This window comes from Algoriphagus taiwanensis (assembly GCF_036245645.1).
GTDB classification, from domain to species: domain Bacteria; phylum Bacteroidota; class Bacteroidia; order Cytophagales; family Cyclobacteriaceae; genus Algoriphagus; species Algoriphagus taiwanensis.
Window position 1 is genome coordinate 90,974 of record NZ_BTPE01000014.1, and the last position, 24,564, is coordinate 115,537.

A 24,564-nucleotide genomic window follows, 5' to 3' on the forward strand; every position below is an offset into this window, starting at 1 on the left:
GATCAAAAATCGGAAATAAGAAAACTTTTTTCCTGAATTCAACTTGTAGCTATAAACCAACTATCCAATGAAATACTGGTATTCTCTTCTCCTATTCACTATCGTATCATTTCAGGCAATTTCTCAGGGTACGATTCGGGGAAAAATCACCAATCCTGTCAATAATGAGCCTGTAGCATTTGCCAATGTGCTCATCCTGGAGACTGATCTCGGGGCGATCACCGATGAAAACGGAAACTACGAAATCACCAATATCCCTCCCGGACTGTACAATGTCCGGGCAAGCTTTGTGGGTTACAAAACCTCTACTCAATACGAAATACAAGTCACCCTAGCGAGAGCTGTCCAGTTGGACTTTTCCTTGGAAGAGGATGCATCTGAACTCTCAGAAGTAGTGGTAGCCAGTGAATTTACCCGCTCGGATGAGACGCCGATATCAGTTCGAAAAATCAATTCTAATGAAATCGAACGCTATCCTGGAGGCAACAGAGATATTTCCCGAGTTATTCAGGCCTTGCCTGGTGTGGCCAGTACACCAAGCTTCAGAAATGACATCATTATCCGGGGCGGTGCACCAAACGAAAACAAGTTTTTCGTCGATGAAATAGAAATCCCCGTAATCAATCACTTTGCTACCCAAGGCTCCTCAGGTGGACCAACAGGCATTCTGAATGTGAATCTGATCAAAAGTGTAGATGTGATCACGGGAGGTTTTCCGGCGGATCGAATGAACAGCCTGAGCTCCTTCTTCGAGTTTCAACTCAAAGAAGGAAGAAATGACAAAATGTTCACTCAGCTTACCCTTGGGGCAAGCGAGTTTACCTTTTCCAATGAAGGTCCCATCGGGAAAAATACTACCTATCTCATCTCAGCCAGAAGGTCCTACCTGCAGTTTCTTTTTTCTGCTTTAGGCCTTCCCTTCCTGCCTACCTTCAATGACTTTCAGGTGAAAACCACCACCAAAATCAATGAAAAGACAGAATTGACCTTTATCGGAGTTGGGGCTATCGACAACTCGGTACTCAACTTTGATGTCCCTGATGATGAAACCGAAGACGAAAAGGACGCCAGACTTTACCTTCTGGATAATCTTCCCTATACCTCCCAATGGAACTACGCCACCGGATTAAAGCTGAAAAAATTCCGGGATAACGGGTTCTGGACTTTTATCCTCAGCCGAAATATGCTCAACAATAGGTCTTACAAATATTTTGAAAACAACGAAAGCAATCCGGACAATCTGATATACGATTACACTTCTCAGGAGAGCGAAAACAAATTCAGAGCAGAAAATTCGGTATTCAAAAAGACTTTTAATCTGAAGTATGGAATCAATTACGAGTATTCCCGCTTTCTGGTCAATACCTATGACGAGTTCACTTTTGCCAGTCAGGGAATCATCCTGAATGTGAATGACAAGACGAATTTTCATTCTTATGGAGCCTTTATTTCAGCCAGCAAAAACTTCAATCAGGAGCGTTTACTATTGACCGGAGGAATTCGAATCGATGGAAGTGACTTTGGACAAACGGCCCAAAACCCGCTGAATCAACTAAGCCCAAGAGTTTCGATTTCGTATCAGTTGAAACCAAATCTTTACCTCACGGCGAATTCGGGCATCTATTACCAAAAACCTCCCTACACTTCCCTCGGGTTCCGAAACAATGAAGGAGAGCTGGTCAATCAGGAAAACAACATCCGCTTTATCCGATCCACCCATTTTATCGGTGGAATTGAACGAGTGATTCCAGAAAAAAACAGAAGGTTCTCAGTGGAAGGCTTCTACAAACTCTATGACAATTACCCTTCGTCGATTGCAAATGGAATATCACTAGCCAACTTGGGAGCAGATTTTGGGGTAATCGGCAATGAGCCAGTTCTTTCTGATTCCAGAGGTAGAGCCTATGGGTTGGAGTTTTTGGCCCAGCAGCGTCTTTTCAAAGGATTCTATGGTATCGCTGCCGTGACTTTGGTAAGAAGTGAATTTACCAATCCGAACACCGAAGGGTTTGTCCCTTCCGCATGGGATAATGGAATCATTGTTAGCATGACTGCTGGAAAGCGGTTTCAGAGAAACTGGGAGCTTGGAGCAAGATGGAGATATTTGGGCGGGTTGCCCTATACTCCAATAGATGTGGCTACTTCTTCCCAAATTCCGATCTATGACAGCCGACCTCAGGGTGTTTTGGATTTCAATCAGATCAATACCCTCCGGCTTGAGGCTTTCCATCAATTGGACTTGAGGGTAGACAAAAAGTATTTTTACAACAAGTGGAATCTCAACTGGTATATCGACATCCAAAACCTGTACAATTTTGAAGCAGAGCAGCCACCACTATTGGTGCCAAACCGGGATGCAAATGGGAGACCAATCGTAGATCCAACTAATCCGGGAAGCTATGAGACCAGATTGGTTGCTAATACCGCGGGAAGAATCCTTCCAACAGTAGGGATTATTGTGGAATTTTAATCCTTAAATAGAGGAAGAAAAAACTAGATCATTTGGAGCAAGGTAAGGAGCCAAGGCATCTTTACCTTGCCAAGTTCCCTCCGTATGCCAAGGCAAAAAGCGCGTAAACATCTGCTCTTTGAACCCATTGAGTCGGTAAACTTCGCGAACAGCCTCCCCGTGAAAAGTCTTCCGGGCAAAGGTTTCCATATCCCTGACACTTTCCCAGACCGTAAATGTAGCCTGCTCTACCAATGGCAGCTCCCCAATCCCCTGAGAAAAAATCAATCCTTGATAATCCTTTTGTTCCAAACTGATAGGACTGACCATTTTCCAAAAACGGTATAAGAACTCCGGCTTTAAAGTAGCTCGGGTGAGACTGCAAATAGGGCCTGAACTATCCAGATTTTGATGGAGCTGCCAGCCATCAAATCCGCTCCAAGACCCTCTTGAGGAGGTAGGCGACATGAAAATGCAATAATTCTCATCTGATTTCTCCACAAATTCCCTAAACTCCTTTCGGCCTCTGAAAGCCATAGCTGCTTGGGGGCTTTCAAATACCATAAAAAATCCAGAAGCCTCCCATTTAGGCCAAGCCCTGTATCCATGTCCACTTCCTATACCCAAGGGTTTGATAAACTGCAAACCCGGAAACTGAGGTGTAAATAATCGGGAAAGGACCATTCGATAAGCTCCCCAAGTTTTGGCAATGGTGCCTTCAAAACTGAAGAGTTGCAAAACAGCACATTGACCGGGAGGAAGAAGCAAAGGGTTCATGAATTACCAGTTTTTTATACAATGGAAACCCTCTGCTATCTGCTTGGTTTTCTAAGCTTTCGATTATCTGTTGAAATGTAGATTTTGTTCCTTGAATTGAAAAAAATGACCTTCAAACAAAAAAGCCACCCTAGTGGATGGCTTTCCTTATTGGTCAGGTAATCGTTATTTAAATCTCCATCTAATATTCAATCCAAATCCTCCTGCATCAAAGCTGGTCTCCTCCACTAGGATAAAATAAGGTCTCCAATCCAAGCCGATGGTGATGGGCACATCGGTAAACAAATACTCCGCACCGATCTCTCCTGCAGCTCCAAACCTGAAATCATCTGCTAAGAACAAGGAAGGACCAAAACCCGCATACCATTTAAAATCCGAGTCCCCGATATTGTCATATACAGGATTCCAAAGAGCATCAATTCCAACACCACCGTTCCCAAAACTGACATCAGCATGGATTCGGCTGAAATCTCCCAAAGCAAATACCCCATCAAGGGCGACATTATTCCCATTGACATTTCCAAATCGGAGACCTAATTCTTGAGCTTGTGAATTAAAGGCAAGAACTAACCCAAAAAACAAGGTCAGGGAAACTAATTTTAAGAATTTCATAAGTGTTGAAGAGTTTAATAAATACGGTTAAGATATTAGCCTATTCCTTTTCAGGAGACAGAATTTTGTAAGCTATACCAGCTAAAACCGCACCAATTATTGGGGCAATCCAAAAAAGCCATACTTGTTGGAGATAAATTCCTCCTGCAAAAATCGCCTGTGAGGTACTTCTGGCTGGATTGACTGAGGTGTTGGTTACAGGAATACTGATCAAATGGATCAAAACCAAGGCCAACCCAATTGCCAATCCTGCAAAACCAGCAGGAGCTTTTGAATGTGTCGCTCCTAAAATTACTATTAGAAAGAAAAACGTCATTACAACTTCAGTCACAAATGCTGCAGTCATGGAGTATCCCCCAGGGGAGGCTTCTCCAAATCCATTGGAGGCAAATCCTCCTAAATCTACTCCAGACTTCCCAGTGGCAATCACATACAAAATTCCCGCTCCAACCAAGGCTCCAAGTACCTGAGAAACGATGTAGGGAATTAACTCCTTTGAATCAAATCTTCCCCCAACCCATAATCCTACAGAAACCGCAGGATTGAGATGACATCCTGAAATATGCCCAATCGCATAAGCCATCGTTACTACTGTAAGACCAAAGGCGATGGAAACGCCAACAAAGCCGATCCCCAAATCCGGAAATCCCGCTGCCAAAACCGCACTGCCACACCCTCCTAGGACCAACCATAAGGTCCCAATAAATTCTGCAATTAATTTTTTCATTTGAATTGGGATTTTGGTGAACTGTTAACAAACAGTGAAGAAGATAAGACAATCAAAATAAACATCTGAATATGAATAGTTTAAATTCGATGAATCTTCACTTAATTAACAGACCAGTCATTCCAATTTTACCTATCCTAGGAAAGCGGAATTAATTCCTCCCGATCATTATATTCCTTTTGAATCAGTTTTCACCGATTCTATTCCTCAGACCGAGTTTCCTATCCTGACAACTTCCCTCACCAGCAAATCCATGTCCTCCATGCGAGTTCGTTGATTCACATTGGCTACACGGAGTGTATATTTTCCATTCAAAATCGTCGAACTCGGAGAAGCTATCCCTTCCTCCTGTAGTCGGAGCAATATCTCCCGGTTTAAGTCGCGGAGTTGACCCTCTGACAATCCTTGTTTGACCATTCTAAAACAGGTGATGGACATTGAAACAGGAGCGGTCAGTTCCAGCTCGGGTGTTTGGGCTACGAGCATTCCCAAATATTCTGCCTGTCGGTTGTTTTGAGCAATCATCTGGGCATATTTTGCCCTGCCGTGTTCTTTAAGCGACATCCAGATTTTAAGCGCTTTGAATCCCCGAGACAGCTCAAATCCATAATTATTGATCGAATCCAGGCCGCCGGAAAGCCCCCGGCTTTCCTGAAGCAAATAATTCGGCGTGATGGCAAAAGCATCCCGGTGCTTTTTGGCATCCCGAATCAAAGTGCAGCCTACTTCATAGGGTACATAAAGCCATTTGTGCAAGTCAAAAGCTAAGCTGTCCGCCTCCTCGATCGCCTTCAATCGCTCGGCATATTTGGCGTCCAATTTGGCTAATGCTCCATAGGCCCCATCCACATGAAACCACAAGCCATATTTTCTGGAAACAGCCAGCAAATCCTCCATGGGATCAATCGCTCCTGTATTTACCGTGCCTGAGGTTCCAACCACAGCAAAAGGAAGCAATCCCTCTTGGATATCTTGCTGGATTTGCTGTTCCAGTTCCTCGACTTTCATTTCATAGTTCGAATTCACCCCGATTTTTCTGACCGAATCGGTTCCCAAGCCAATGATTTCCGCTGCTTTCTGTATGCAGGAATGGGTCTCCACCGAGCAGTACAACACCAACTGGGCGGAGGCAGCTTTCAGCCCTCTCTGACGGATTTGTTCCTCTCCAAATGAATTCCGAGCGACTGTCAATGCAGTGATATTGGCCATGGACCCTCCACTGACCAAAATACCGGAAGCCTCTGATGGAAAATTCATCAACTCCTTGCACCAGTTGACCACCTGCCTATCCACATACATCGCCGAGTGCTCTCCGATTGTGGTATTTGGATTCATCCCGGAGGCAAGCAAATCCGCCAATACGCCCATGGGTGTGCCTGTTCCCTGAATCCAGGCAAAAAATCGGGGGTGTACATTCCCTTTATTGAAAGCAAAAATATTCTGTTTGAATTCCTCATACACCTTTGCAGGGTCTTGACCCTGTTCAGGAATGGGTTGGTCCAAAAACTCCTTCACTTCTGCAGGAATCGGTTTCCAGATTTTCTGATCTCGGATGGATTGCCAATAATCGAAGAGATCATCGATCATCTGATGGCCAAGCTGTCGCATTTGATCCCAGTTTTCCGGATCAAGGGTTAAATCTTTTTTAGGAGAAGTAGGCATGAAAAGGGACTTATTTGATCGGAATCAGGCGAAGACTCATCACGTCACCCGCTCCATCTTTGGAAATATTTTTGGCTTGCAAGGTAAGAGAAACTTGCCCAGCCGGTAAACTGATTTCGCCTAATTTTAGCTTGTTCCAAGTTTGCTCAGGAGCTTCCTTTCTGGGAACACGGTCCGGACTGGGAATTACTTCAGGGATAAAGGGCTCCTGCGCTATTTGGGATAATTGATTGGAGCCATCAGCTAGAAGCCAATTATGCCCTACCTGATTTTCCGAATTGGCCTGCTCCAGCCAAACTTCAAATGAACCTGCTTCCAAGACATCCAAATCCCATCGGAGCTGATCCGCATCCTTTTTCCAATGGGTCACCCAATCCTGAGCCCAACCATGGCCTTCGAAAAATCTCAGTTCTCCCCCCAATGTTGCCTCATAAGCCGGCAAAACTGCCTGTCTGCCTTGTGGAGATAAGGGAATTCTCCGAATCATTTGGATGCCTACACTGACCTCATTCCACCAGTTTTGGTACTTTTCCTCCAAAGCTAACTTAAGCTCAGGGTAAGTTTCCGCCAAATCCCGAGTTTGGGAAGGATCATTTTTCAAGTCATACAAACTGACCCCATCTGCCAAAAGAGTCAAGAGCAAAGAATCCTGACGGATTGCCCCAGGTCGGCTTTTCAATTCCTTGTCCAATTGAGCAACATGGGAAAAAATGGGTCTGGATTCCAAGGATTTTCCCTCCAAAAGGGGAACCAATGAAACTCCATCCCAGGGTTTTCCTTCGTTTTTCTCCAACCCAAAAAGATCGGTCAAAGTCGGCATCACATCGATATGTGCTGCTGCAGTGGAAATCACCTGTGGCTGAATTTTCCCTTTCCATCGCCAAAAACTTGGAACTCGAACCCCTCCTTCATGGACAGACCCCTTCACTCCTTTCATTTCCGCATTGAACCGCCTTCCATTGGGACCATTGTCGGTAAGGAAAATGACCAAGGTATTTTCATCCAAATCCAGTTCCTTCAGGAGGTTCATGACTCGGCCTACATTCCAATCAATATTTCCCACCATGCCATAGATCGCCGCCAGTTCCTCACTCAAACCTGCCGCTTTGTACGGGTCAAAAAACCGATCAGGAACCTGATGAGGGCTGTGGGGAGTGTTTAGCGGAAGGTAGGTGAAGAAGGGCTGGTCTTTGTTTTTGCGGATAAAATCCAAGGCTTCATCCGTCAGGACATCCGGTAAATAGCCTTCGAATACCTTTTTCTCCCCGTTTTTTTCCAGATGGGTATTAAAATAATTGGACCAATGCCCAGCCGAAAATCCGGTAAACTCCTCGAAGCCCTGCGCCAAGGGATGATTGGGGTAGTGCTGTCCATTGTGCCACTTGCCAAAAATGCCTGTTCGATAGCCATTGTCCCGGAAAAGCTCAGCCAACGTGTATTCCTCGGCATTCATGCTCTCCAATCCATTGGAAACCGACACCACTCCAGTACGCAGATGATATCTTCCGGTGAGCAAGCTTGCCCGTGTTGGGGCACAAAGCGGACTCACGTAAAAACGATCAAATCGGGCCGACTCCCCAGCCAATTGGTCCAAATTGGGCGTTTTGACCCAAGCATTACCATGAAAAGCTAAGTCTCCAAAACCCTGATCATCCGTCATAATCAAGATCAAATTGGGGGGAGAATCAGGCTTTTTCGCCTCACAGGATACCAGTCCAAAGAAAACAGTCAAAAATAATCCTGAAAGGAAAAGTCGATTCATAGTTTTTCTATTTCTTGAAAATAAAATAAACCGCCAAGACTAAAAAAACTCCCCCGATGAGGTGATTGAGCCGAAGGGTCTCATTTTTGAAGGCAATCAGGGTGAAAATCATGAATACGACTAGGGTAATGACTTCCTGAAGTACTTTGAGTTGGACCAATGAAAAAGGCCCTCCATTGCCGGAAAAGCCTATTTTGTTGGCAGGTACCTGAAAGCAATATTCGAAAAGAGCAATTCCCCAACTGATCAGAATCACCGATACTAATCCCAGTTTGCTGAACCACTTCCACTCGGCAAATTTGAGGTGGCCATACCAAGCCAAGGTCATAAAGGTGTTGGATAGGATGAGGAGTCCTATGGTGAGGAGAGCTTTCATGGGTAGAAGTATTTGAATTCAAATCTAGACTTGAAAAGTGGTTTTTTGAGGTCAGGAAAATTGAAAAATTAGGACTAATTAACAAAAACAAAACCCAGATATTCTTCTCCGTTTTCATATCTTGCCTAACAAAGAATTTAACCTATGAAATCCAAACTCATCTCTTTTTTCCTTCTTTTTAACTTGGTAGTCTTACCCGCCATATCACAGGAGTCAACTCCCAAACCAGGACTTCAAAGCTGGTATTCAGCAGATGGAAGCAATGAACTCATTTTCTCAATCGGGGAGGATTTTGCCCTATACGATGGTCAACTTTGGGAACTGAAATCCACCGGAGAAGGTAATTTTACACTAATTCAAGGTTCCGAAAACCGAACCCTAAGACTCAAAAAATCTGGAGAGAAATCAATTTTGGCGGAAGCCGACAAAGAAATCCCCATTCGCTCCTCCAAATCCACCGATCTCAAAAATCGCAAAATTGGCCAAACCGACGTGACCAATGATTTTTTCAGAGCAGATCAGGTGCTTCTTCAGGGTGTTTTCCTCCCCAAGGAAGCTATGCCCGCTACAATTACCATTATTTACAACCATGCCTTCAGCGATGACCAACTTCAATTTTCCGGTGATGTGGATGAAAAGGGCAGATTCAAAGTCATTTTCCCACTTGACTATCCTCAAGAAGTGATGGTACGAATCGGAAATGCATTTTTTACTTATTTCACCAAGCCAGGTGCCAAGCAAGCCATGATTGTGGACGAAGATTCCTTTGGTAGCGGGGTGGAAGCCTGGACTAAAGTAAAAAGCATCGACTTCATGGGAGACCTAGCCATTGAAAATGAAGAAAAACGCTTGCTTAATCCCGAATTCATGAAGGTACGTGACTATTTTTTCACCGACAGTATTCAAAAAGTTCTGGACCCTAAAGCCTTTTTGGACTACCGATTGGAGCTAATGAAAAAGCACGAGGCTTTCTTTAAAAATTATTTTGACTCTATCCCAGTCAGCCCGTTGATGCAGGAAGTCCACCTTCGAAACGCCAGAATTTATGCCGCAGACCAGCTGATGCGGTACATTTGGTTGCATTCAGGAATTATTGAAGGAAGGCTAACCCCGGTAGACGTGCCTGAAGAATATGAAGAAGCTGTAAAAAACTTGATAACCAACGATTTGGAAGACTTAATGACATCTGAGTTCTCTGGATTGATGCGAGAGTTCAGTATGCCTACCCAACCAGAAGAAATGCAAGAGATTTCCCGTCAAGTCAGTGAAAAAAGATATGAGTTTTTGAAAAAGCAGGAGTTGAGCCCCTCAGAAATTGAGGCATTAGAGGATTGGTATAAGCAAGTCAAAGCAGGTAAGCCAAGAGAAGAAATTATCCTAACCGATGAATTTAAAAACCTATCAAAAACCTATCAAAGCGAGATGCTCAATTTTTACCAAGACGTCCAATGGCCATTCTTTTTGGCGAAAATCAAAGGATTGGAAAGTATCCCACGTTCTAGCATTATTTCAACTTACCTCGACCTGAATTTCCTCTCCTCAGGCCAAGAAGTTCCGGAGGAGATTCAGATAGAATTAAATACACTCAATCTCGATCCAAACATTCTTTCAATCATCGAAAATAAAATCGACGATTTCGAACGGAGTAAAAACGCAAAATTCGTGGAAGGGGTAGCTATTGCTGAATCGGCTGATAATGTCCTTGCACAGCTGAAGGAAAAACATCCCGGAAAAGTAATTTACATCGACGTGTGGGCAACTTGGTGCGGGCCCTGCATCAGCGAATTTAAAAATGCCGCAATCTTAAAAAAGGAAGCCCCTGAGGGCGTGGTATTCGCCTACATCTGTGCAAAATCCGAGCGTGAAACTTTTGAAAATCAAATCAAAAAATTCCAATTGGCTGGTGAGCATTATTTCTTGGACCAAGAGGCTTATCAACAATTCGACAAAGAACTTAATATCACCGGTTTTCCAACTTACCTACTGATCACCAAGGAAGGCAAATTGATCCGGGAAGGAATCCATCGGCCTAGTTCTGGAGATCAATTACTTGATCAGCTCAAGGAATTTGTATCGCGATAATAAAAAGTCCTTGCATTAAAAAATCAGCTTGTACATCTCCTCCAGCTTACTCACCTGGAGGATTTGTATTTTGAATTTTTTGAAATCCAAGCCCTTCACTGCGTATTTGGAGACTACGATCTTTTTGAAGCCCAACTTTTCGGCTTCAGCGATTCGGTTTTCGATTCGGGATACAGCACGAATTTCACCTCCCAAACCCACTTCTCCGGCAAAGCAAATCTGCTCCGAGACAGGCGTGTCCTCATAGCTGGAAATCAACGAAGCACATACCGCCAAGTCCAATCCCGGATCATCCACCCGAAGCCCGCCAGCCACATTCAAAAACACATCCTGCTGGCCCAATCGCATGCCTCCGCGCTTTTCCAAAACAGCCAATAGCATATTCAATCGCTTAGCATCGTGTCCGGTACTGCTCCGCTGTGGAGTGCCATAAGTCGCAGGACTGACTAAAGACTGGATTTCAATCAGAATGGGGCGATTGCCTTCCATCATCGCACCAATCGCAACTCCATTCAGGACTTCTTCCCGCTGTGTCAAAAGAATCTCAGATGGATTGGCCACCGATCGCAGTCCTTCTGCCCGCATTTCATAAATCCCCAATTCATGGGTGGAGCCAAAACGGTTTTTGGAAGTCCGGAGAATCCGATAAGTCAAATGCCGGTCTCCCTCAAACTGCAAGACCGTATCTACCATGTGCTCGAGGACTTTTGGCCCGGCAATGGAGCCGTCTTTGGTGATATGACCGATCAAGAAAACAGGCGTGCCGGTCTCCTTGGCAAACTTCATCAGCTCAGCGGTGCATTCACGGACTTGGGATACCGATCCGGCAGCAGATTCCACATATTGACTGCTCAGTGTCTGTATGGAATCAATGATCAAAAAGTCTGGTTTAAGTATCTCGATCTGCTGAAAAATCTGCTGGGTATTGGTTTCAGAAAGAACGTAGCAATCCGGATTTTTGGCTGCCATGCGATCAGCTCGCATTTTGATTTGTGCTTCACTTTCTTCCCCGGAAACATAGAGAATGGTTTTTCCTTTCAGCGTTAGCGCTATCTGAAGCATGAGTGTGGACTTCCCGATTCCCGGTTCGCCGCCGATCAGGACCAAGGAACCTGGCACTATTCCTCCTCCGAGCACCCGATCCAGCTCAGGGTCACCGGTTACCCAGCGGGGCTGTTCTTCATAATTGACCTCCGTGATTTTTTTGGGAGAAGCCACTTTTTTGGTTCCACCTATACTCTGCTTCCAAGTACCCTTTCCTGTTTCTTCCTTTTGGACAATTTCTTCCACGTAGGTATTCCATTCCCCACAGGCAGGACATTTACCCAGCCATTTGGGGCTTTGCGCTCCGCAGTTTTGACAGAAAAAGGAGGTTTTTACTTTAGCCATTTTTGAAGTATCAAGTAGCTGGTATCAAGACTCGATCTCCAATTGATACCAACCAATTTTTCAATATTCAAATTTTCTAATCTTTCAATCCTAGTGAGCTTCCAGCCAATCCTTTCCTACTCCTACTTCCACTTCGATCGGCACAGGAAGTTTGATGGCATTGGACATCAGACCGGGGATGTGTTTTTTCAGCAGCTCCACCTCGTCTTTGTGCGCATCAAAGACCAATTCATCATGCACCTGAAGGATCATTTTGGACTTCAGCTTTTCCTTCTTCATCCAGTCATGTACATGGATCATCGCGACTTTAATCAGATCAGCTGCCGAGCCCTGAAGGGGAGCATTGATGGCATTTCGCTCCGCAAATCCCCGCATCGTCATATTTCGGCTGTTGATATCTCTCAGGTAGCGACGACGGCCAAGGATCGTTTCTACATATTCGTCTTTTCTGGCCTTTTCGATTGCTCCATCCATATAGGCTTTCACTGCAGGAAACTCCGTGAAATAGGCATCAATGATTTCCTTGGCTTCTCCTCTTGGGATCGATAGCCTTTGCGCCAAACCAAAAGCAGAAATCCCATAAATAATCCCAAAATTGGCGGTTTTGGCCTTTCTACGCATATCCGAAGTCACCTCTTCCAAAGGCACCTTGAAGATCTTTGCCGCTGTGGTAGCATGGATATCCCGTCCATTTTTGAAAGCCTCCAGCATGGATTCGTCCTGAGAAAATGCCGCCATCAGCCGAAGCTCGATTTGGGAATAATCTGCCGAAAGAAGAATGTGATTTTCATCCCTTGGGACAAAAGCCTTTCGGATTTCCCTACCCCTGGCTGTCCGAATCGGAATGTTTTGAAGATTGGGGTTGATGGAAGAAAGTCGGCCCGTAGCCGCTACAAACTGATTGTATGTGGTGTGAATTCTTCCGGTTTTTGCATTGATCATGGTAGGCAAAGCATCCACATAGGTAGATTTCAGCTTTACCATCTGACGGAAATCCAGAATAGCCTGGGCGATTTCATGTTCGTCGGCTAGCTTGGAGAGAATTTCCTCGCCGGTTGCATACTGCCCGGTTTTGGTTTTTTTCGCTTTGGGGTCCAGTTTGAGTTTTTCAAATAAAACATCACCCAACTGCTTTGGTGAGGCAAGGTTAAACTTCACTCCTGCCAATTCATAAACCCGCTTTTCGATTTCCTTGCTTTCCTCTTCCAAGGCAACCGACAGCTCTGAAAGACTATCGGTATCGATCCGCACCCCTTCAAACTCCATATCTGTCAACACACGAATCAGGGGATTTTCCACTTCGTCGAATAGCTTTTTCAAGCCGTTGGATTGGATAATTGGATCCAGCTTACCTTTTAGCCTCAAGGTAATATCTGCATCTTCCGCAGCGTAGGCGGTGACTTCATCCTCGTCCACATCCCGCATATTTCCCTGATTTTTCCCCTTTTTCCCGATCAACTCGGTAATCGAAACCGGTCTGTAATTGAGGTATTGCTGAGCCAGCCAATCCATCCCATGCTTGCCTTCCGGCTCGATAAGGTAATGAGCCAGCATGGTATCATACAGCGTGCCTTTGACCTCGATGCCGTAATTTTTCAGCACCAGCATGTCGTATTTGATATTCTGTCCGATTTTTAGAATTTCTTCATTTTCAAGGACAGGACGGAGCTGTTCAAGAATGGCCTGAGTTTCCTTTTGATCCGCAGGAACAGGAATATAAAACGCCTCTCCTTCCAGATAGGCAAAAGAAAGGCCGACCAATTCTGCCTTCATCGCATCGAGATCGGTGGTCTCGGTATCGAAGCAGATTTCCTTTTGCAAAAGCAGAAATTCCACCAGTTCATCCACTGCCTCTTTCCCCTTGATTTTATGATACTGATGGGCATTGGAGTGGATAGTTTCTATCATTACAGGAGTGGAAGGCAAAGCCTGCTCTTCTACATCCTCAAGCGATTGGGATACAGGAGTTACAGCTGCTGCGGTGCTAAAAAGGTCCATTTGTGCAGGTGCGGCGATACCCGCTTTTTTGGAACCGGCATCTTTAAAGATTCTACTTGCAAGGGTTCTAAACTCCAATTCAGAAAAAATCGCTCTGAGCTTTTCCTCATCAAATCCATCGTATCGAAGGTCTTCCTCATCGAAGTCTATGGGGACATCAATTTTGATCGTGGCCAATTCTTTGGACAAAAGCCCCTGCTGAGCGAAGTTTTCGACATTTTCCTTTTGCTTGCCTTTCAGTTTGTCCACATTGGCGATGAGCCCTTCCACCGAGCCATATTCTTTCAGGAGTTTCACTGCTGTTTTTTCACCGATTCCCGGGATACCCGGAATATTATCCACCGCATCTCCCATCAAGCCCAGAATATCCCGCACTTGGTCTACATTCTCGATATCCCATTTGGCGCAAACTTGCTTTGGCCCCATGACATCGACTCCATTGCCCATGAAGGCTGGTTTATACAGGAAAATATGATCATTAACGATCTGCCCGTAATCCTTATCCGGGGTCATCATGTACACGGTGAAATTATCCCTTTCAGCCTTTTTAGCCAGAGTACCAATGATGTCGTCGGCCTCAAAACCATCCATTTCCAAAACGGGAATTTTAAAGGCTTTTACAATTTCTTTAACCCATGGGATTGAAGTAGTAATATCCTCCGGCTGCTCCAGACGATTGGCTTTGTATGCCTCAAACTGTTCATGCCTAAAGGTCGGAGCCTTGGTGTCGAAGGCGACGGCAATATGGCTAGGCTTCTCTTTTTCCAATACTTCCAATAGGGTATTGGTAAATCCGAGCATTACTCCTGTATTGAGCCCTTTGGAATTGATTCGTGGATTTTTGCTAAAAGCAAAATGGGCTCTGTAAATCAGGGCCATAGCGTCCAATAGAAAAAGTTTATGGGGTTGATTTTGAGACATGAGGATGAAATATTACTTATTTGACCCTCCAAGTTACAAATTTCAAAAACGGCAGAGTCCATTATTCATTAACCAATGGGTAATTATTGGAATCAATTTTTAAAATCTTTAATTTCCTTTCTGACCAACTTCACTTTAACCATGAAAAAACTCCTTACTATTCTGGTTTTGATCGCTTCAGTGGGAATACTCGAAGCGGCACCAATCAAAAAACCGAAAAAAGATCTGACTGAGGAACAGTTAATCTATCTGGAAAAAATGCAAGCCCGAGTCGATGAGATTAAGGCAATGGACTTCAAATCTATGAGTAAAGAAGAGGTAAAGGCCGTCAAAGAGGAGCTCAGAGAGATGAAAAAAGAAGCAGAGAAAAAGGGGATTTATCTTTCTGTAGGAGCAATCATTATTATTTCCTTACTTCTTTTGATCATTATCCTTTAAATGAAAACTGGAGGAAAAATTTTACTACAGTTTTCGGAAATCACTTTTTCATTTCCGATTCATTCAAATAATTTTTCACCTGAAGGCTTCTGAGAAAGATCAAAATCAGAGGAATCAGCCACAGTAATTCATTAAATACCAAGTGGAAAATACTGCGCTTATTCCACCCCAAATCCTGTATAAATCCAAGAGAAAACCAGATGGCTGTGATAATTTTTCCGGTAATCCCAGCCAAAATCAGCCAAACCCAACTAATTGGGTAAAAAGCAGAAACAAACAGGATCAATCCCACCAAAATGCCAAAACTCCCGAAATAATTATAAGGGGGCAAATGCGATAGCTCTGCATCCATAGCCAGCCACTTCAGAAGAGTTTCCCCGTACCACTTATAAAATGCCGACCAGCACACCGTATAGATTCCTGCCAAAAGAAGCAGTCCTCTGAAATGCATGGGGAATATGGGAAAGGCGGGTTTTTGCTCCATGAATGGTTTGATTTTTCTACGCTAAATAAACACCTTGGCGGTTGACTAGTTTGGACTGAACACAAAACTATCCAATGAAAACAAAAAACCACACAAGCAGACCTGCTTTTATCCTACTTGGCGCTCTGTCCTTTTTGGCTTTGGGCTTTACCTTGGGAAAAAAAGCAGGTGAAATCACCCCTGCCACCATCGACGCTGCCGCTGACCTAATTGGTTTGTCTTTTTCTCCTGAGGAAAAAGACAGCATGCTCACCAACCTGAATAATCAGCGCAACAATCTGGAGGCCCTGCGCAAAACAAAATTGGACAATTCAGTGGCTCCATCGCTGATTTTTAATCCACTGCCTCAGGGTTTCACTCCTCCTCAAGAGCAAAAAGACTACGATTGGGGTCTCCCTCAGCAGGTAGATCTTCCAAAAGCAGATCATGATATCGCCTACCTACCGGTAAGCCACCTTTCGGTTTTGATCAAAACAAAGAAAATCACCTCGGAAAGACTCACTCAAATCTACCTCGATCGGATCAAAACTTATTCCGACACGCTCCAATGTCTGATCACTTTGATGGAAGGAACAGCTTTGGAAAAAGCCAAAGCCATGGACCGGGAATTGGCCGAAGGAAAATATCGAGGACCGCTGCATGGTATCCCTTACGGAATCAAGGATCTTTTGGCAGTCGAAGGCACCAAAACCACCTGGGGAGCTATGCCCTATAAGGATCAAATCATCAACGAAACTGCCACAGTGGTCCAAAAGCTGGACGAGGCTGGAGGTGTTATAGTAGGAAAATTTACCCTTGGAGCCTTAGCAATGGGAGACATCTGGTTTGGCGGGGTGACCAAAAACCCCTGGAATCTATCCCAAGGCTCCAGTGGATCTTCGGCCGGTTCGGCATCTGCGGTAAGTGCAGGATTAGTGCCTTTTGCCATCGGCACCGAAACACTCGGTTCGATTGTCTCCCCCTCCACAAGAAACGGGGTCACCGGGCTGCGTCCTACCTACGGGCGAGTAAGCAAGCACGGAGCTATGGCCCTGAGCTGGTCCATGGACAAAATCGGTCCGATTTCCCGCTCCACTTTGGATAATGCAATTGTCCTTTCCATCATAAATGGGGCAGATCCTGGTGATGCCTCCACCATTTCTGCGGCTTTCAATTACTCTTCAAAAGCTGATGTCAAAAAACTCAAAGTGGGCTATTTCAAGCCTTTCTTTGAAGGAGAGAGAGTCAGTGAAAATGACCGTCAAGTGTTGGAAGTGCTGAAAAATCTGGGAATCGAACTCCATCCCTTGGAACTCAAAACGACCATCGATCCAGGCCCGATCGTAAGTATGTTGATGGTAGAAGGGGCAGCTGCCTTCGATGAGCTCACCCGCTTAAACCTGGATGATCAGCTGGTAGCCCAAAGAAGAAATGCCTGGCCCAATCTCTTCCGGGCTACACGGTTTATCCCTGCCGTGGAATATGTGCAGATGAGCCGACAGCGAACTCTATTGATTCAGGAAATGCATGAACTGATGAAAGGCTACGACGTGGTCGTCACTCCTTCTTTTGCCGGACAGCAGTTGCAGATCACCAACCTGACTGGTCATCCGGCTTTGTGCCTTCCAAACGGATTCAATACTAGTGGAAGTCCAACCTCTATTACCTTGCTGGCCAATCTTTTTGAGGAAGAAAAACTGATTATGCTGGGAAGGTTGATTCAGGAAAACACCGATTGGCAGGCCAAACGACCGCCCCTTTTTGATCGATAAAAAAGATCCTCAGGAGTAGAATCTTAACGGACTACTCCTGAGATTTTGATATTGGTTGGATCCATGAACACCACCTTTTGCGTGGTCTCAATCGTGTAGTGATCGAGTTTTTGGGTGAGCTGATTGAGATAAAACTCCCCTGAAGTGGCTGTGGAAAAAAACAGATTTTCGTCCTTCATCCTAAAAGTGATCGAAGAAGGGTAGTCTTTGTTGTACTTGATTTTGATCTCTTTTACTTTTCCCTTCTCGCCAGGCAAAAGTTCATGAATCAGGTATTCGTAGTAGGCATTGGTGGAATAGGAAAGTGCCAAAGACGGTTTATTGATATCCGCCTCATAGAAGGTTTGGAACTCTTCCTTCCACTCCTGAGTGGAAAGAACCACCTCAGAAGTTTTTTCCTGTCCATTGATACGAGATACCTTAGACACGGTCACTCCCTCCAATTTGGCCACTTCCAAATCCATAAATCCTTTCAGATCGAAATAGGGGAGCTTTTCCATCTTGACTTCCTTTCTTGCAGAATCGCAAGCAAAGCACATCACCGCCAAGAGGATAATTTGTGTTGCAAATCTTACTTTCATGCTTCAATCAGGATTTCCCCGGTCATTTCTGAAGGGATATCCAGCCCAATCAATTTGAGGATAGTTGGAGCCAAATCCCCTAATTTTCCGTCCTTGACCGGAAATTGTTGATTCTTATCCACTAAAATAAAAGGCACTAAGTTGGTTGTATGGGCAGTATTGGGTGTGCCGTCTTCGTTGATCATCATGTCTGAGTTTCCATGATCAGCTATGACCAAAACGGTATAATCATTTTCCAAAGCAGTAGTGATCACACGGTTTGCACACTCATCCACAGCCTCGCAGGCTTTGACAGCGGCATCGAAGTCGCCTGTATGCCCCACCATATCCGCATTGGCGAAGTTGAGGCAGATAAAGTCAGCCTTTTTCTTCTTCAGCTCAGGTGAAATTTTGGATGCAATCTCAAAAGCACTCATTTCAGGCTTCAGGTCATACGTAGCCACTTTAGGAGAAGGGCAAAGGATTCTACTTTCTCCTTCAAACTCTGTCTCCCTGCCTCCTGAGAAAAAGAAGGTCACATGTGGATACTTTTCAGTTTCAGCGATTCGGATTTGGGTTTTTCCCGCCTGCGACAAGACTTGGCCAAGGGTATTGTTCAGATTATCCTTTTCAAACAAAACCTTCACCCCTTTGAACGTATCGTCATAATTGGTAAAGGTGATGTAGTCCAAGTTGAGTTTTTTCATGTGATAATCCTCAAAGTCCTTTTGGGTAAGCACCTGAGTGATTTCTCTTCCACGGTCAGTACGGAAGTTGAAACAAATCACCAAATCCCCGTCCTGAATAGTCGCCAATGGCTTATTGTCCTTGCCAACATGGATAATCGGGCGAATAAACTCGTCAGTGACGTTGTTGTCGTAAGACTTGCGGATCGCTGCCAGAATATCTTTGGATTTTTCTCCTTCTCCATAGACTAAAGCATCGTAGGCCAGCTTAACGCGCTCCCAGCGATTGTCCCGGTCCATGGCATAGTATCTGCCTACTACAGAAGCGACCTGTCCGACAGAGTTTTTCAAATGATCCTGAAGATCGGACAAGTAGCGCACTCCGCCTTTAGGGTCAGTATCTCTTCCGTCCGTGAAAGCATGGATGAATACTTGGTCCAAGCCATTGGCTTTTGCTGCATCACACAAGCCTTTCAGGTGATCAATGTGCGCATGAACTCCCCCATCGGATACCAGCCCGATTAGGTGTACTTTTTTATTTCCCTCCTTGGCTTTAGCAAATGCGGACACCAAAACTGGATGCTGGTCCAGTTCTTTGTTTTTGACGGCCTGATTGATTTTGACCAAATCCTGATAGACTACTCGACCGGCACCAATATTCATGTGACCTACTTCCGAGTTTCCCATTTGTCCTTCCGGAAGGCCTACTGCCAGCCCGGATGCTTCAAGCTTGGAATGGGGATATTTTTCATATAGGCTATCTACAAAAGGGGTCTTTGCCTTGTCAATTGCAGAGACCGCAGGATTGGTAGCCAATCCCCAGCCATCCAAAATCATCAATAAAACTTTCCTGTCCATGCCGCAAATATATTACTTTTCACTCCAAAGTAGCCCAAGGGAATGTTTTTGACAAAGATTGACTTGCTCTCTTTCTTAGGCAAACAAATGAATTTCAAACTGATTTTTTTGGCTTGGATTTTGCCCAATTGGGTCGATGCTTATAATCAAATTCCTTTTTTCCTTTCTCTTGGTTATTTCTCCTTTTTCAGAAGAAAAGGAAACGGCACCTTCTATAGACCCCATCATCTCTGCCTTGGAAAGTGGCTCAAGCAACGATTTAGCCCGGTTTTTTGAAACAAGCATCACCTTGAATATCAACGGACAGCAAGGCGACTATTCCAGAAATCAAGCAGAATTGGTTTTGAAAGACTTTTTCAGAAAAAATCCCTCCCAGGGCTTTAGCATTCTCTACCAAAAAGAATCTCCGGGAAGCATCAGCACCTACATCGGAGAATATGCCAGTAGTACAAGCACATACCGGGTTTTTATCAAAGTTTCAGAGTCCAATGACAGCTTCAGAATTTACAGTCTCGACTTTGTAAAAAGCTGATCACCTCAAGCGAAACGGATAGTTTTGACTACTTTTGGGGCATGAATCCACCCTATCTGACCCCTGAAGCTCTCCATTCCTTTATTTCTGCAGCTCTGCAAGAGGATATTGGTCCCGGAGATTATTCTTCTTTGGCTTCCATTCCGGAAGGGAAAATTGGGCAAGCGAAACTTCTCATCAAAGAGTCAGGAATCTTGGCAGGGGTAGAACTGGCCACGTACATCTTCCAAGCGGTAGACCCAAAGCTAGAGGTCGAGCTTCTGAAAAAAGACGGGGAGGAAGTACATGCAGGAGATATAGGATTCCTGGTTTCAGGACCTTCTGCTTCCATTTTATCAGCTGAGCGCCTGGTCTTGAACTGCATGCAACGGATGAGTGCCATTGCTACTAAAACCCATCGACTCACCCAACTGATTTCCCATACCAAAGCACGTCTAATGGATACAAGGAAAACCACTCCTAATTTCCGGTTGATGGAAAAGTGGGCTGTACTGATCGGGGGAGGAGTGAATCATCGCTTTGCATTGTATGATATGATCATGCTGAAGGACAACCACGTGGACTTTGCAGGAGGTATTCGAAAAGCGATCGAACGAACCAAAAAATATCTGGAAGAAAATCAGCTAAAACTCAAAATCGAGGTGGAAACCAGAAATTTGGAAGAAGTGGATGAAGTGCTTCAGGTGGGAGGGGTAGACTACATCATGCTGGACAACATGGACCCGGATACCATGAAAGAGGCAGTCAGGAGAATTGATGGGAAAATGGGAACCGAAGCTTCAGGAGGTATTACTGAATCCAATCTGGTAGAGGTAGCAGAATGCGGAGTGGATTACATTTCGATGGGTGCCCTTACTCACTCCGTAAGTAGTCTGGATATCAGTTTAAAAGCTTTTTAAATCCAAAATTTGCCCGCTGAAAAAGAAACCTATTTGGGTTTTTGGGACTTATATTACTGAGATTAAACCAACTACTAATCCATGAAAATTAAATCGATTCTTTTTTCCCTTTTGATTATCGGGGCACTTTCTTCTTGCAAATCCTCCCAGCCTGATGCCAGCTGGACAGACAAGCAATGGACCGTGGTAGAAATGCTCGGTGTACCCGTGCAGACCTCCAATTCCCCTCAGGACGCTCATTTGTTTTTTAATGCAGCTGAAAAAACAATTACCGGCAATGGTAGCTGTAATCGTATTTTTGGCCCTTATGAGCTGGAGAAAAAAAACAGAATTTCCTTCGGAAATTTAGGGGTAACGATGATGGCTTGTCAGAATCAGGATTTTGAAAACAAATTCCTGGAAACCCTCAAATCCGTGGAGCGCTATCAGGTCACCGGAGGTCAACTTTGGCTCAAAGACAGCAAAAAGCGAGTCATCCTGAAGCTTCAATAGGCTAAAGCCATTTTTTGGAGCGGAAGTAGAAAAGCATACCTAGCGCCGCCAAGCCCATACCTCCCAAAACAAAGAAATAGCCGTTTTTGAATTGGAGCTCGGGCATGTTTTCGAAATTCATCCCATACACTCCCGCCACAAAGCTGAGAGGGATAAAAATGGTAGAGATGATCGTCAGGACCTTCATGACATTATTCATCCGATTGGAGAGACTGTTCATATACAGGTCAACCACTCCCGAGGACATATCACGGAAAACTTCCATAGTCTCGATCACCTGAATGGTATTTTCATACAAATCCCGGATAAAGGGCCGTACTTCGGCAGAAATTCTATGCTCCGCATACTTATCAAAAGAACCGATCACCTCCCGAAGGGGATAGACTGATCGCCTCAGATCCATCATTTCCCGGCGTTGTAGATACAGTGTTTGAAGGGTTTCATTTCCTGGCTCCAGCATGGCTTGAGACTCAAGGTTCTCGATACGCAGGCCGATATTTTCCATTACAGAAAAATAATTATCGATCACTGCATCCAAAAGCGCATAGAGGAGGTAATCCGTACCTCGATGTCGGATAGCCCGCTTGGGATCTTGAAGACGATCCCGTACAAATTGAAAGACATCCCCTTCCTTTTCCTGAAAAGTGATCAAAATCTCTTTCTCCATCAAAAAACTCACCTGCTCTTCTTGGATTGGCGATTCGGGACTGGGACATTGGATCATTTTCAGCGTGGCAAAAAGGTATTCCTGAAACACCTCCATTTTGGGACGCTGATCCACATCCAGGATATCTTCCAGTGTGAGTTTATGTATCCCAAAAAGCTGCCCGATTTCCTCCAAAAGAGCGATGTCATGCAAGCCTATCACATCTATCCAAACCACCTTCTTTTTCTGCTCCAGATGCTTGCGAAGTTGGTCCAGAGTGACTCGCTCCTGGAAAAACTCCAGCTCATCATACCCTATCAGATTGATATAAACTTCTTCCTGCTTTTTGTCTCCGGTGAAGACCAAGGCAGCAGGAGGCAAGCCTACTTTATGAGCAGGTCTTTTCTTGTGCTGAGTTTTAAAAAGCTTCTGAAATTGTTTGAGAGGAGACTTTTGAAGCATGATTCATGATTTTTTTGCTTCAATAAAATCGATATTTCTTTTCAGTCCGGCAAATTTGGTGCGTTTGACTGCTGATTTTCCAAATACCTTTCGGAAGGTTTCCTCAGTCATTTCAATCCAATCTTTGTTGGAAAAACCCTCTAAATCCGGATGAGGGAGAAAGGCCGATTCATGATGCGGTCGGGAAAAACGGTTCCAGGGACAAACATCCTGACAGATATCGCAGCCAAAGACCCAATTTTCCATCTTTCCGGCAAATCCATCAGGGATCGCCTCTTTTAACTCGATGGTCAAATAGGAAATACATTTGGAGGCATCAATGACCTCCGGCTGCACAATTGCATCCGTGGGGCAAGCGTCGATACAGGCGGTGCAAGTCCCGCAGTAGTCTTTAGCTAATGGGATGTCCGGAGTGGCTTCCAAGTCGATAATCAACTCGGCCAAAAAGAAAAAACTTCCCATCTGCCGATTGAGAAGGAGACTGTTTTTTCCGATCCAACCTAAGCCAGCCCGTTGCGCCCATTGCCGCTCCATCACCGGTGCCGAATCCACAAAAGATCGACCATTGATTTCGCCGATTTCTTCCCGTAGCACTTCCAAAAACTCGGTGAGTTTAGTTCGGATTACGTCATGGTAATCTTCTCCATAGGCGTATTTAGCCAGTTTGATATCCTCAGACTGATGGGGAAGTTGCTTCTCGGGGTAATAATTGTAGATCAGGGAAACCACCGTTTTAGCTCCTTCCACCAGTTTGGTTGGGTCAAGTCGCTTGTCAAAGTGATTGGCCAAGTAGGCCATTTTTCCATGGTAATTTCGATTGAGCCATTCTTCCAATCGGGATGCTTCTGACTCCAAAAACTCTGCCTTGGCAATCCCGCAAAAGTCAAAACCCAAGCGCTTTGCGGTGGATTTGAGGAATTGGGAATGTTTTTCGGCTGGGGTCATAGGAATTCGAAAAGTAGTTTAAATCATTTTAAAGCGGAAATTTTAAACTTTCTGAAAAAGGCACGTATATTTCTGGTAAACACGTGTAATCATGAAAACGAAATTAACATTGACCATCAAAAAAGAAGTGGTAGAAATGGCCAAAAGGAAAGCATCAGGTCAGGGAATATCTCTTTCGAAAATGATTGAGAATATTTTTGAAAAAGAAGAACCTTTAGTACAAACCTCTGAATCAGAGTTGGCTGCTAAAAGACTCTTAAAAAGATTAGAGGAAATGGAGCCAACCAAAGCACCAAAAGAGTCTGATAAAGTAGCCTTAACCCAATATTTGAAAGAAAAATATGGTTAAGATATTCCTGGATACTAATGTAGTTTTAGACATTATCGGAAAAAGAGAACCCTTTTTCCAAGAGGCAAAATTGTTTTTGCATTTGCATGCAAATGGACTGGCTAAACTTCAAATAGCTGAAAGTAGTATTGGCAATCTCTATTATTTGGCCTTCAACGTTTACAAATTGCCATATTCTGAATTTACAATGAGTGATTTTTTGAAAGCTTGTTACATACTTTCAGCAGGCAAAGAATTAATTTATAAATCTTTGGACTCCAATTTTAAGGACAAAGAAGATGCACTACAATACTATACAGCTTTAATGAATGGGTGTGATTTTTTGATCACTAGGAATAAAAAGGACTTTAAATTTGCCGAGGGAATCCCTGTCCTTACCCCAATAGAGTTCTTTTCGAATTGATTAATTCTGCTCCCTCCTCAAATCCTCCCGATCCTGATACCACTGCTCTTCAAACGTCTCCTTGATCTCCACAGGAGCAGCCAAAACCGCCCAAACCATCCATAAAATCAAAAACGGCCCTGCCAAAAAAATGGACCAAATCAATAGATGGGCGATATCCAACTGGATTAAGGTGACAAAAACGATCAATACCGCTGTCACGATTCCTACTGCACTGTGATAGTTTTTCATTTTTTTCGGGAAAATATGCACTATGGTAAACTCAGCAGGCCCCCACTTTGTTAAACCCTCAGCAAACTCAGTG

23 protein-coding genes are annotated in these 24,564 nt (G+C 44.4%); 9 read left to right on the forward strand and 14 right to left on the reverse strand.

Annotation, left to right across the window (positions count from 1 at the left end; translation table 11 throughout):
- Nucleotides 1–67 precede the first annotated feature (67 nt).
- Nucleotides 68–2,470 (forward strand): TonB-dependent receptor, encoded by a 2,403-nt coding sequence (locus tag AAA938_RS17055; protein WP_338229970.1) that lies wholly within the window; start codon nucleotides 68–70, stop codon nucleotides 2,468–2,470.
- 3 nt (nucleotides 2,471–2,473) lie between these two features.
- Here AAA938_RS17055 and AAA938_RS17060 read toward each other — a convergent pair whose 3' ends face one another.
- The 6 genes from AAA938_RS17060 to AAA938_RS17085 form a co-directional block, all read right to left on the reverse strand.
- On the reverse strand, nucleotides 2,474–3,226 hold the full coding sequence (locus AAA938_RS17060) for a spheroidene monooxygenase (protein WP_338229971.1): 753 nt from the start codon (nucleotides 3,224–3,226) through the stop codon (nucleotides 2,474–2,476).
- Between the two features lie 165 nt (nucleotides 3,227–3,391).
- Complete coding sequence (locus tag AAA938_RS17065; RefSeq protein WP_338229972.1) at nucleotides 3,392–3,838, reverse strand: outer membrane insertion C- signal; 447 nt, start codon at nucleotides 3,836–3,838, stop codon at nucleotides 3,392–3,394.
- Between the two features lie 40 nt (nucleotides 3,839–3,878).
- A complete protein-coding gene (gene aqpZ / locus AAA938_RS17070) occupies nucleotides 3,879–4,565 on the reverse strand; it encodes an aquaporin Z (RefSeq protein WP_338229973.1) in 687 nt (228 codons plus the stop codon).
- Nucleotides 4,566–4,772: 207 nt separating this feature from the next.
- The gene (locus tag AAA938_RS17075) at nucleotides 4,773–6,173 is read right to left on the reverse strand and encodes a pyridoxal phosphate-dependent decarboxylase family protein (RefSeq protein ID WP_338229974.1); all 1,401 of its coding nucleotides are present in this window, start codon (nucleotides 6,171–6,173) and stop codon (nucleotides 4,773–4,775) included.
- A 64-nt stretch (nucleotides 6,174–6,237) separates the two neighbouring features.
- Nucleotides 6,238–7,989 (reverse strand): arylsulfatase, encoded by a 1,752-nt coding sequence (locus tag AAA938_RS17080; protein ID WP_338229975.1) that lies wholly within the window; start codon nucleotides 7,987–7,989, stop codon nucleotides 6,238–6,240.
- Nucleotides 7,990–7,996: 7 nt separating this feature from the next.
- Complete coding sequence (locus AAA938_RS17085; protein WP_338229976.1) at nucleotides 7,997–8,365, reverse strand: DMT family protein; 369 nt, start codon at nucleotides 8,363–8,365, stop codon at nucleotides 7,997–7,999.
- A gap of 144 nt (nucleotides 8,366–8,509) precedes the next feature.
- On the opposite strand from AAA938_RS17085, the gene AAA938_RS17090 reads away from it, so the two are divergent.
- Nucleotides 8,510–10,447, forward strand: a complete 1,938-nt coding sequence (locus tag AAA938_RS17090; protein ID WP_338229977.1) for a TlpA family protein disulfide reductase — start codon at nucleotides 8,510–8,512, stop codon at nucleotides 10,445–10,447.
- 15 nt (nucleotides 10,448–10,462) lie between these two features.
- Here the strand turns inward: AAA938_RS17090 and radA are convergent, their stop codons facing one another.
- Nucleotides 10,463–11,836, reverse strand: a complete 1,374-nt coding sequence (gene radA, locus AAA938_RS17095; protein WP_338229978.1) for a DNA repair protein RadA — start codon at nucleotides 11,834–11,836, stop codon at nucleotides 10,463–10,465.
- 90 nt (nucleotides 11,837–11,926) lie between these two features.
- Complete coding sequence (gene polA, locus AAA938_RS17100) at nucleotides 11,927–14,755, reverse strand: DNA polymerase I (RefSeq protein ID WP_338229979.1); 2,829 nt, start codon at nucleotides 14,753–14,755, stop codon at nucleotides 11,927–11,929.
- A gap of 141 nt (nucleotides 14,756–14,896) precedes the next feature.
- Between polA and AAA938_RS17105 the strand changes: the two genes are divergently transcribed.
- The gene (locus AAA938_RS17105; protein ID WP_338229980.1) at nucleotides 14,897–15,193 is read left to right on the forward strand and encodes a hypothetical protein; all 297 of its coding nucleotides are present in this window, start codon (nucleotides 14,897–14,899) and stop codon (nucleotides 15,191–15,193) included.
- A gap of 40 nt (nucleotides 15,194–15,233) precedes the next feature.
- Here the strand turns inward: AAA938_RS17105 and AAA938_RS17110 are convergent, their stop codons facing one another.
- Nucleotides 15,234–15,677 carry a hypothetical protein gene (locus tag AAA938_RS17110; RefSeq protein WP_338229981.1) on the reverse strand — a complete coding sequence of 148 codons (444 nt, stop codon included), beginning with the start codon at nucleotides 15,675–15,677 and terminating at the stop codon, nucleotides 15,234–15,236.
- A 74-nt stretch (nucleotides 15,678–15,751) separates the two neighbouring features.
- Here AAA938_RS17110 and AAA938_RS17115 point away from each other — a divergent pair, with 74 nt between their 5' ends.
- Complete coding sequence (locus tag AAA938_RS17115) at nucleotides 15,752–17,428, forward strand: amidase (RefSeq protein WP_338229982.1); 1,677 nt, start codon at nucleotides 15,752–15,754, stop codon at nucleotides 17,426–17,428.
- Between the two features lie 23 nt (nucleotides 17,429–17,451).
- Here the strand turns inward: AAA938_RS17115 and AAA938_RS17120 are convergent, their stop codons facing one another.
- A complete protein-coding gene (locus AAA938_RS17120) occupies nucleotides 17,452–18,009 on the reverse strand; it encodes a hypothetical protein (protein WP_338229983.1) in 558 nt (185 codons plus the stop codon).
- Nucleotides 18,006–19,532 carry a 2,3-bisphosphoglycerate-independent phosphoglycerate mutase gene (gene gpmI / locus AAA938_RS17125; RefSeq protein ID WP_338229984.1) on the reverse strand — a complete coding sequence of 509 codons (1,527 nt, stop codon included), beginning with the start codon at nucleotides 19,530–19,532 and terminating at the stop codon, nucleotides 18,006–18,008. Before gpmI ends, AAA938_RS17120 begins: the two co-directional genes overlap by 4 nt.
- Before the next feature lie 136 nt (nucleotides 19,533–19,668).
- On the opposite strand from gpmI, the gene AAA938_RS17130 reads away from it, so the two are divergent.
- From AAA938_RS17130 to AAA938_RS17140, 3 genes are all read left to right on the forward strand, one after another.
- Complete coding sequence (locus tag AAA938_RS17130) at nucleotides 19,669–20,064, forward strand: DUF4783 domain-containing protein (protein ID WP_338229985.1); 396 nt, start codon at nucleotides 19,669–19,671, stop codon at nucleotides 20,062–20,064.
- A gap of 41 nt (nucleotides 20,065–20,105) precedes the next feature.
- Nucleotides 20,106–20,963, forward strand: coding sequence for a carboxylating nicotinate-nucleotide diphosphorylase (gene nadC / locus AAA938_RS17135; RefSeq protein ID WP_338229986.1), 858 nt, complete (start codon nucleotides 20,106–20,108; stop codon nucleotides 20,961–20,963).
- Nucleotides 20,964–21,044: 81 nt separating this feature from the next.
- The gene (locus AAA938_RS17140; protein ID WP_338229987.1) at nucleotides 21,045–21,455 is read left to right on the forward strand and encodes an META domain-containing protein; all 411 of its coding nucleotides are present in this window, start codon (nucleotides 21,045–21,047) and stop codon (nucleotides 21,453–21,455) included.
- Nucleotide 21,456: 1 nt separating this feature from the next.
- On the opposite strand, the gene corA is transcribed toward AAA938_RS17140, so the two are convergent.
- Nucleotides 21,457–22,563 carry a magnesium/cobalt transporter CorA gene (corA, locus tag AAA938_RS17145; protein WP_338229988.1) on the reverse strand — a complete coding sequence of 369 codons (1,107 nt, stop codon included), beginning with the start codon at nucleotides 22,561–22,563 and terminating at the stop codon, nucleotides 21,457–21,459.
- A 3-nt stretch (nucleotides 22,564–22,566) separates the two neighbouring features.
- A complete protein-coding gene (queG, locus tag AAA938_RS17150) occupies nucleotides 22,567–23,508 on the reverse strand; it encodes a tRNA epoxyqueuosine(34) reductase QueG (protein ID WP_338229989.1) in 942 nt (313 codons plus the stop codon).
- A gap of 91 nt (nucleotides 23,509–23,599) precedes the next feature.
- Here queG and AAA938_RS17155 point away from each other — a divergent pair, with 91 nt between their 5' ends.
- Nucleotides 23,600–23,857: a DUF6364 family protein gene (locus tag AAA938_RS17155; protein ID WP_338229990.1), complete on the forward strand. Its 258-nt coding sequence runs from the start codon at nucleotides 23,600–23,602 to the stop codon at nucleotides 23,855–23,857.
- On the forward strand, nucleotides 23,850–24,260 hold the full coding sequence (locus tag AAA938_RS17160; RefSeq protein WP_338229991.1) for a type II toxin-antitoxin system VapC family toxin: 411 nt from the start codon (nucleotides 23,850–23,852) through the stop codon (nucleotides 24,258–24,260). The genes AAA938_RS17155 and AAA938_RS17160 overlap by 8 nt, the downstream gene beginning before the upstream one ends.
- Here AAA938_RS17160 and AAA938_RS17165 read toward each other — a convergent pair whose 3' ends face one another.
- A complete protein-coding gene (locus AAA938_RS17165) occupies nucleotides 24,261–24,491 on the reverse strand; it encodes a hypothetical protein (protein ID WP_338229993.1) in 231 nt (76 codons plus the stop codon). It abuts the gene before it with no gap.
- Nucleotides 24,492–24,564 lie beyond the last annotated feature (73 nt).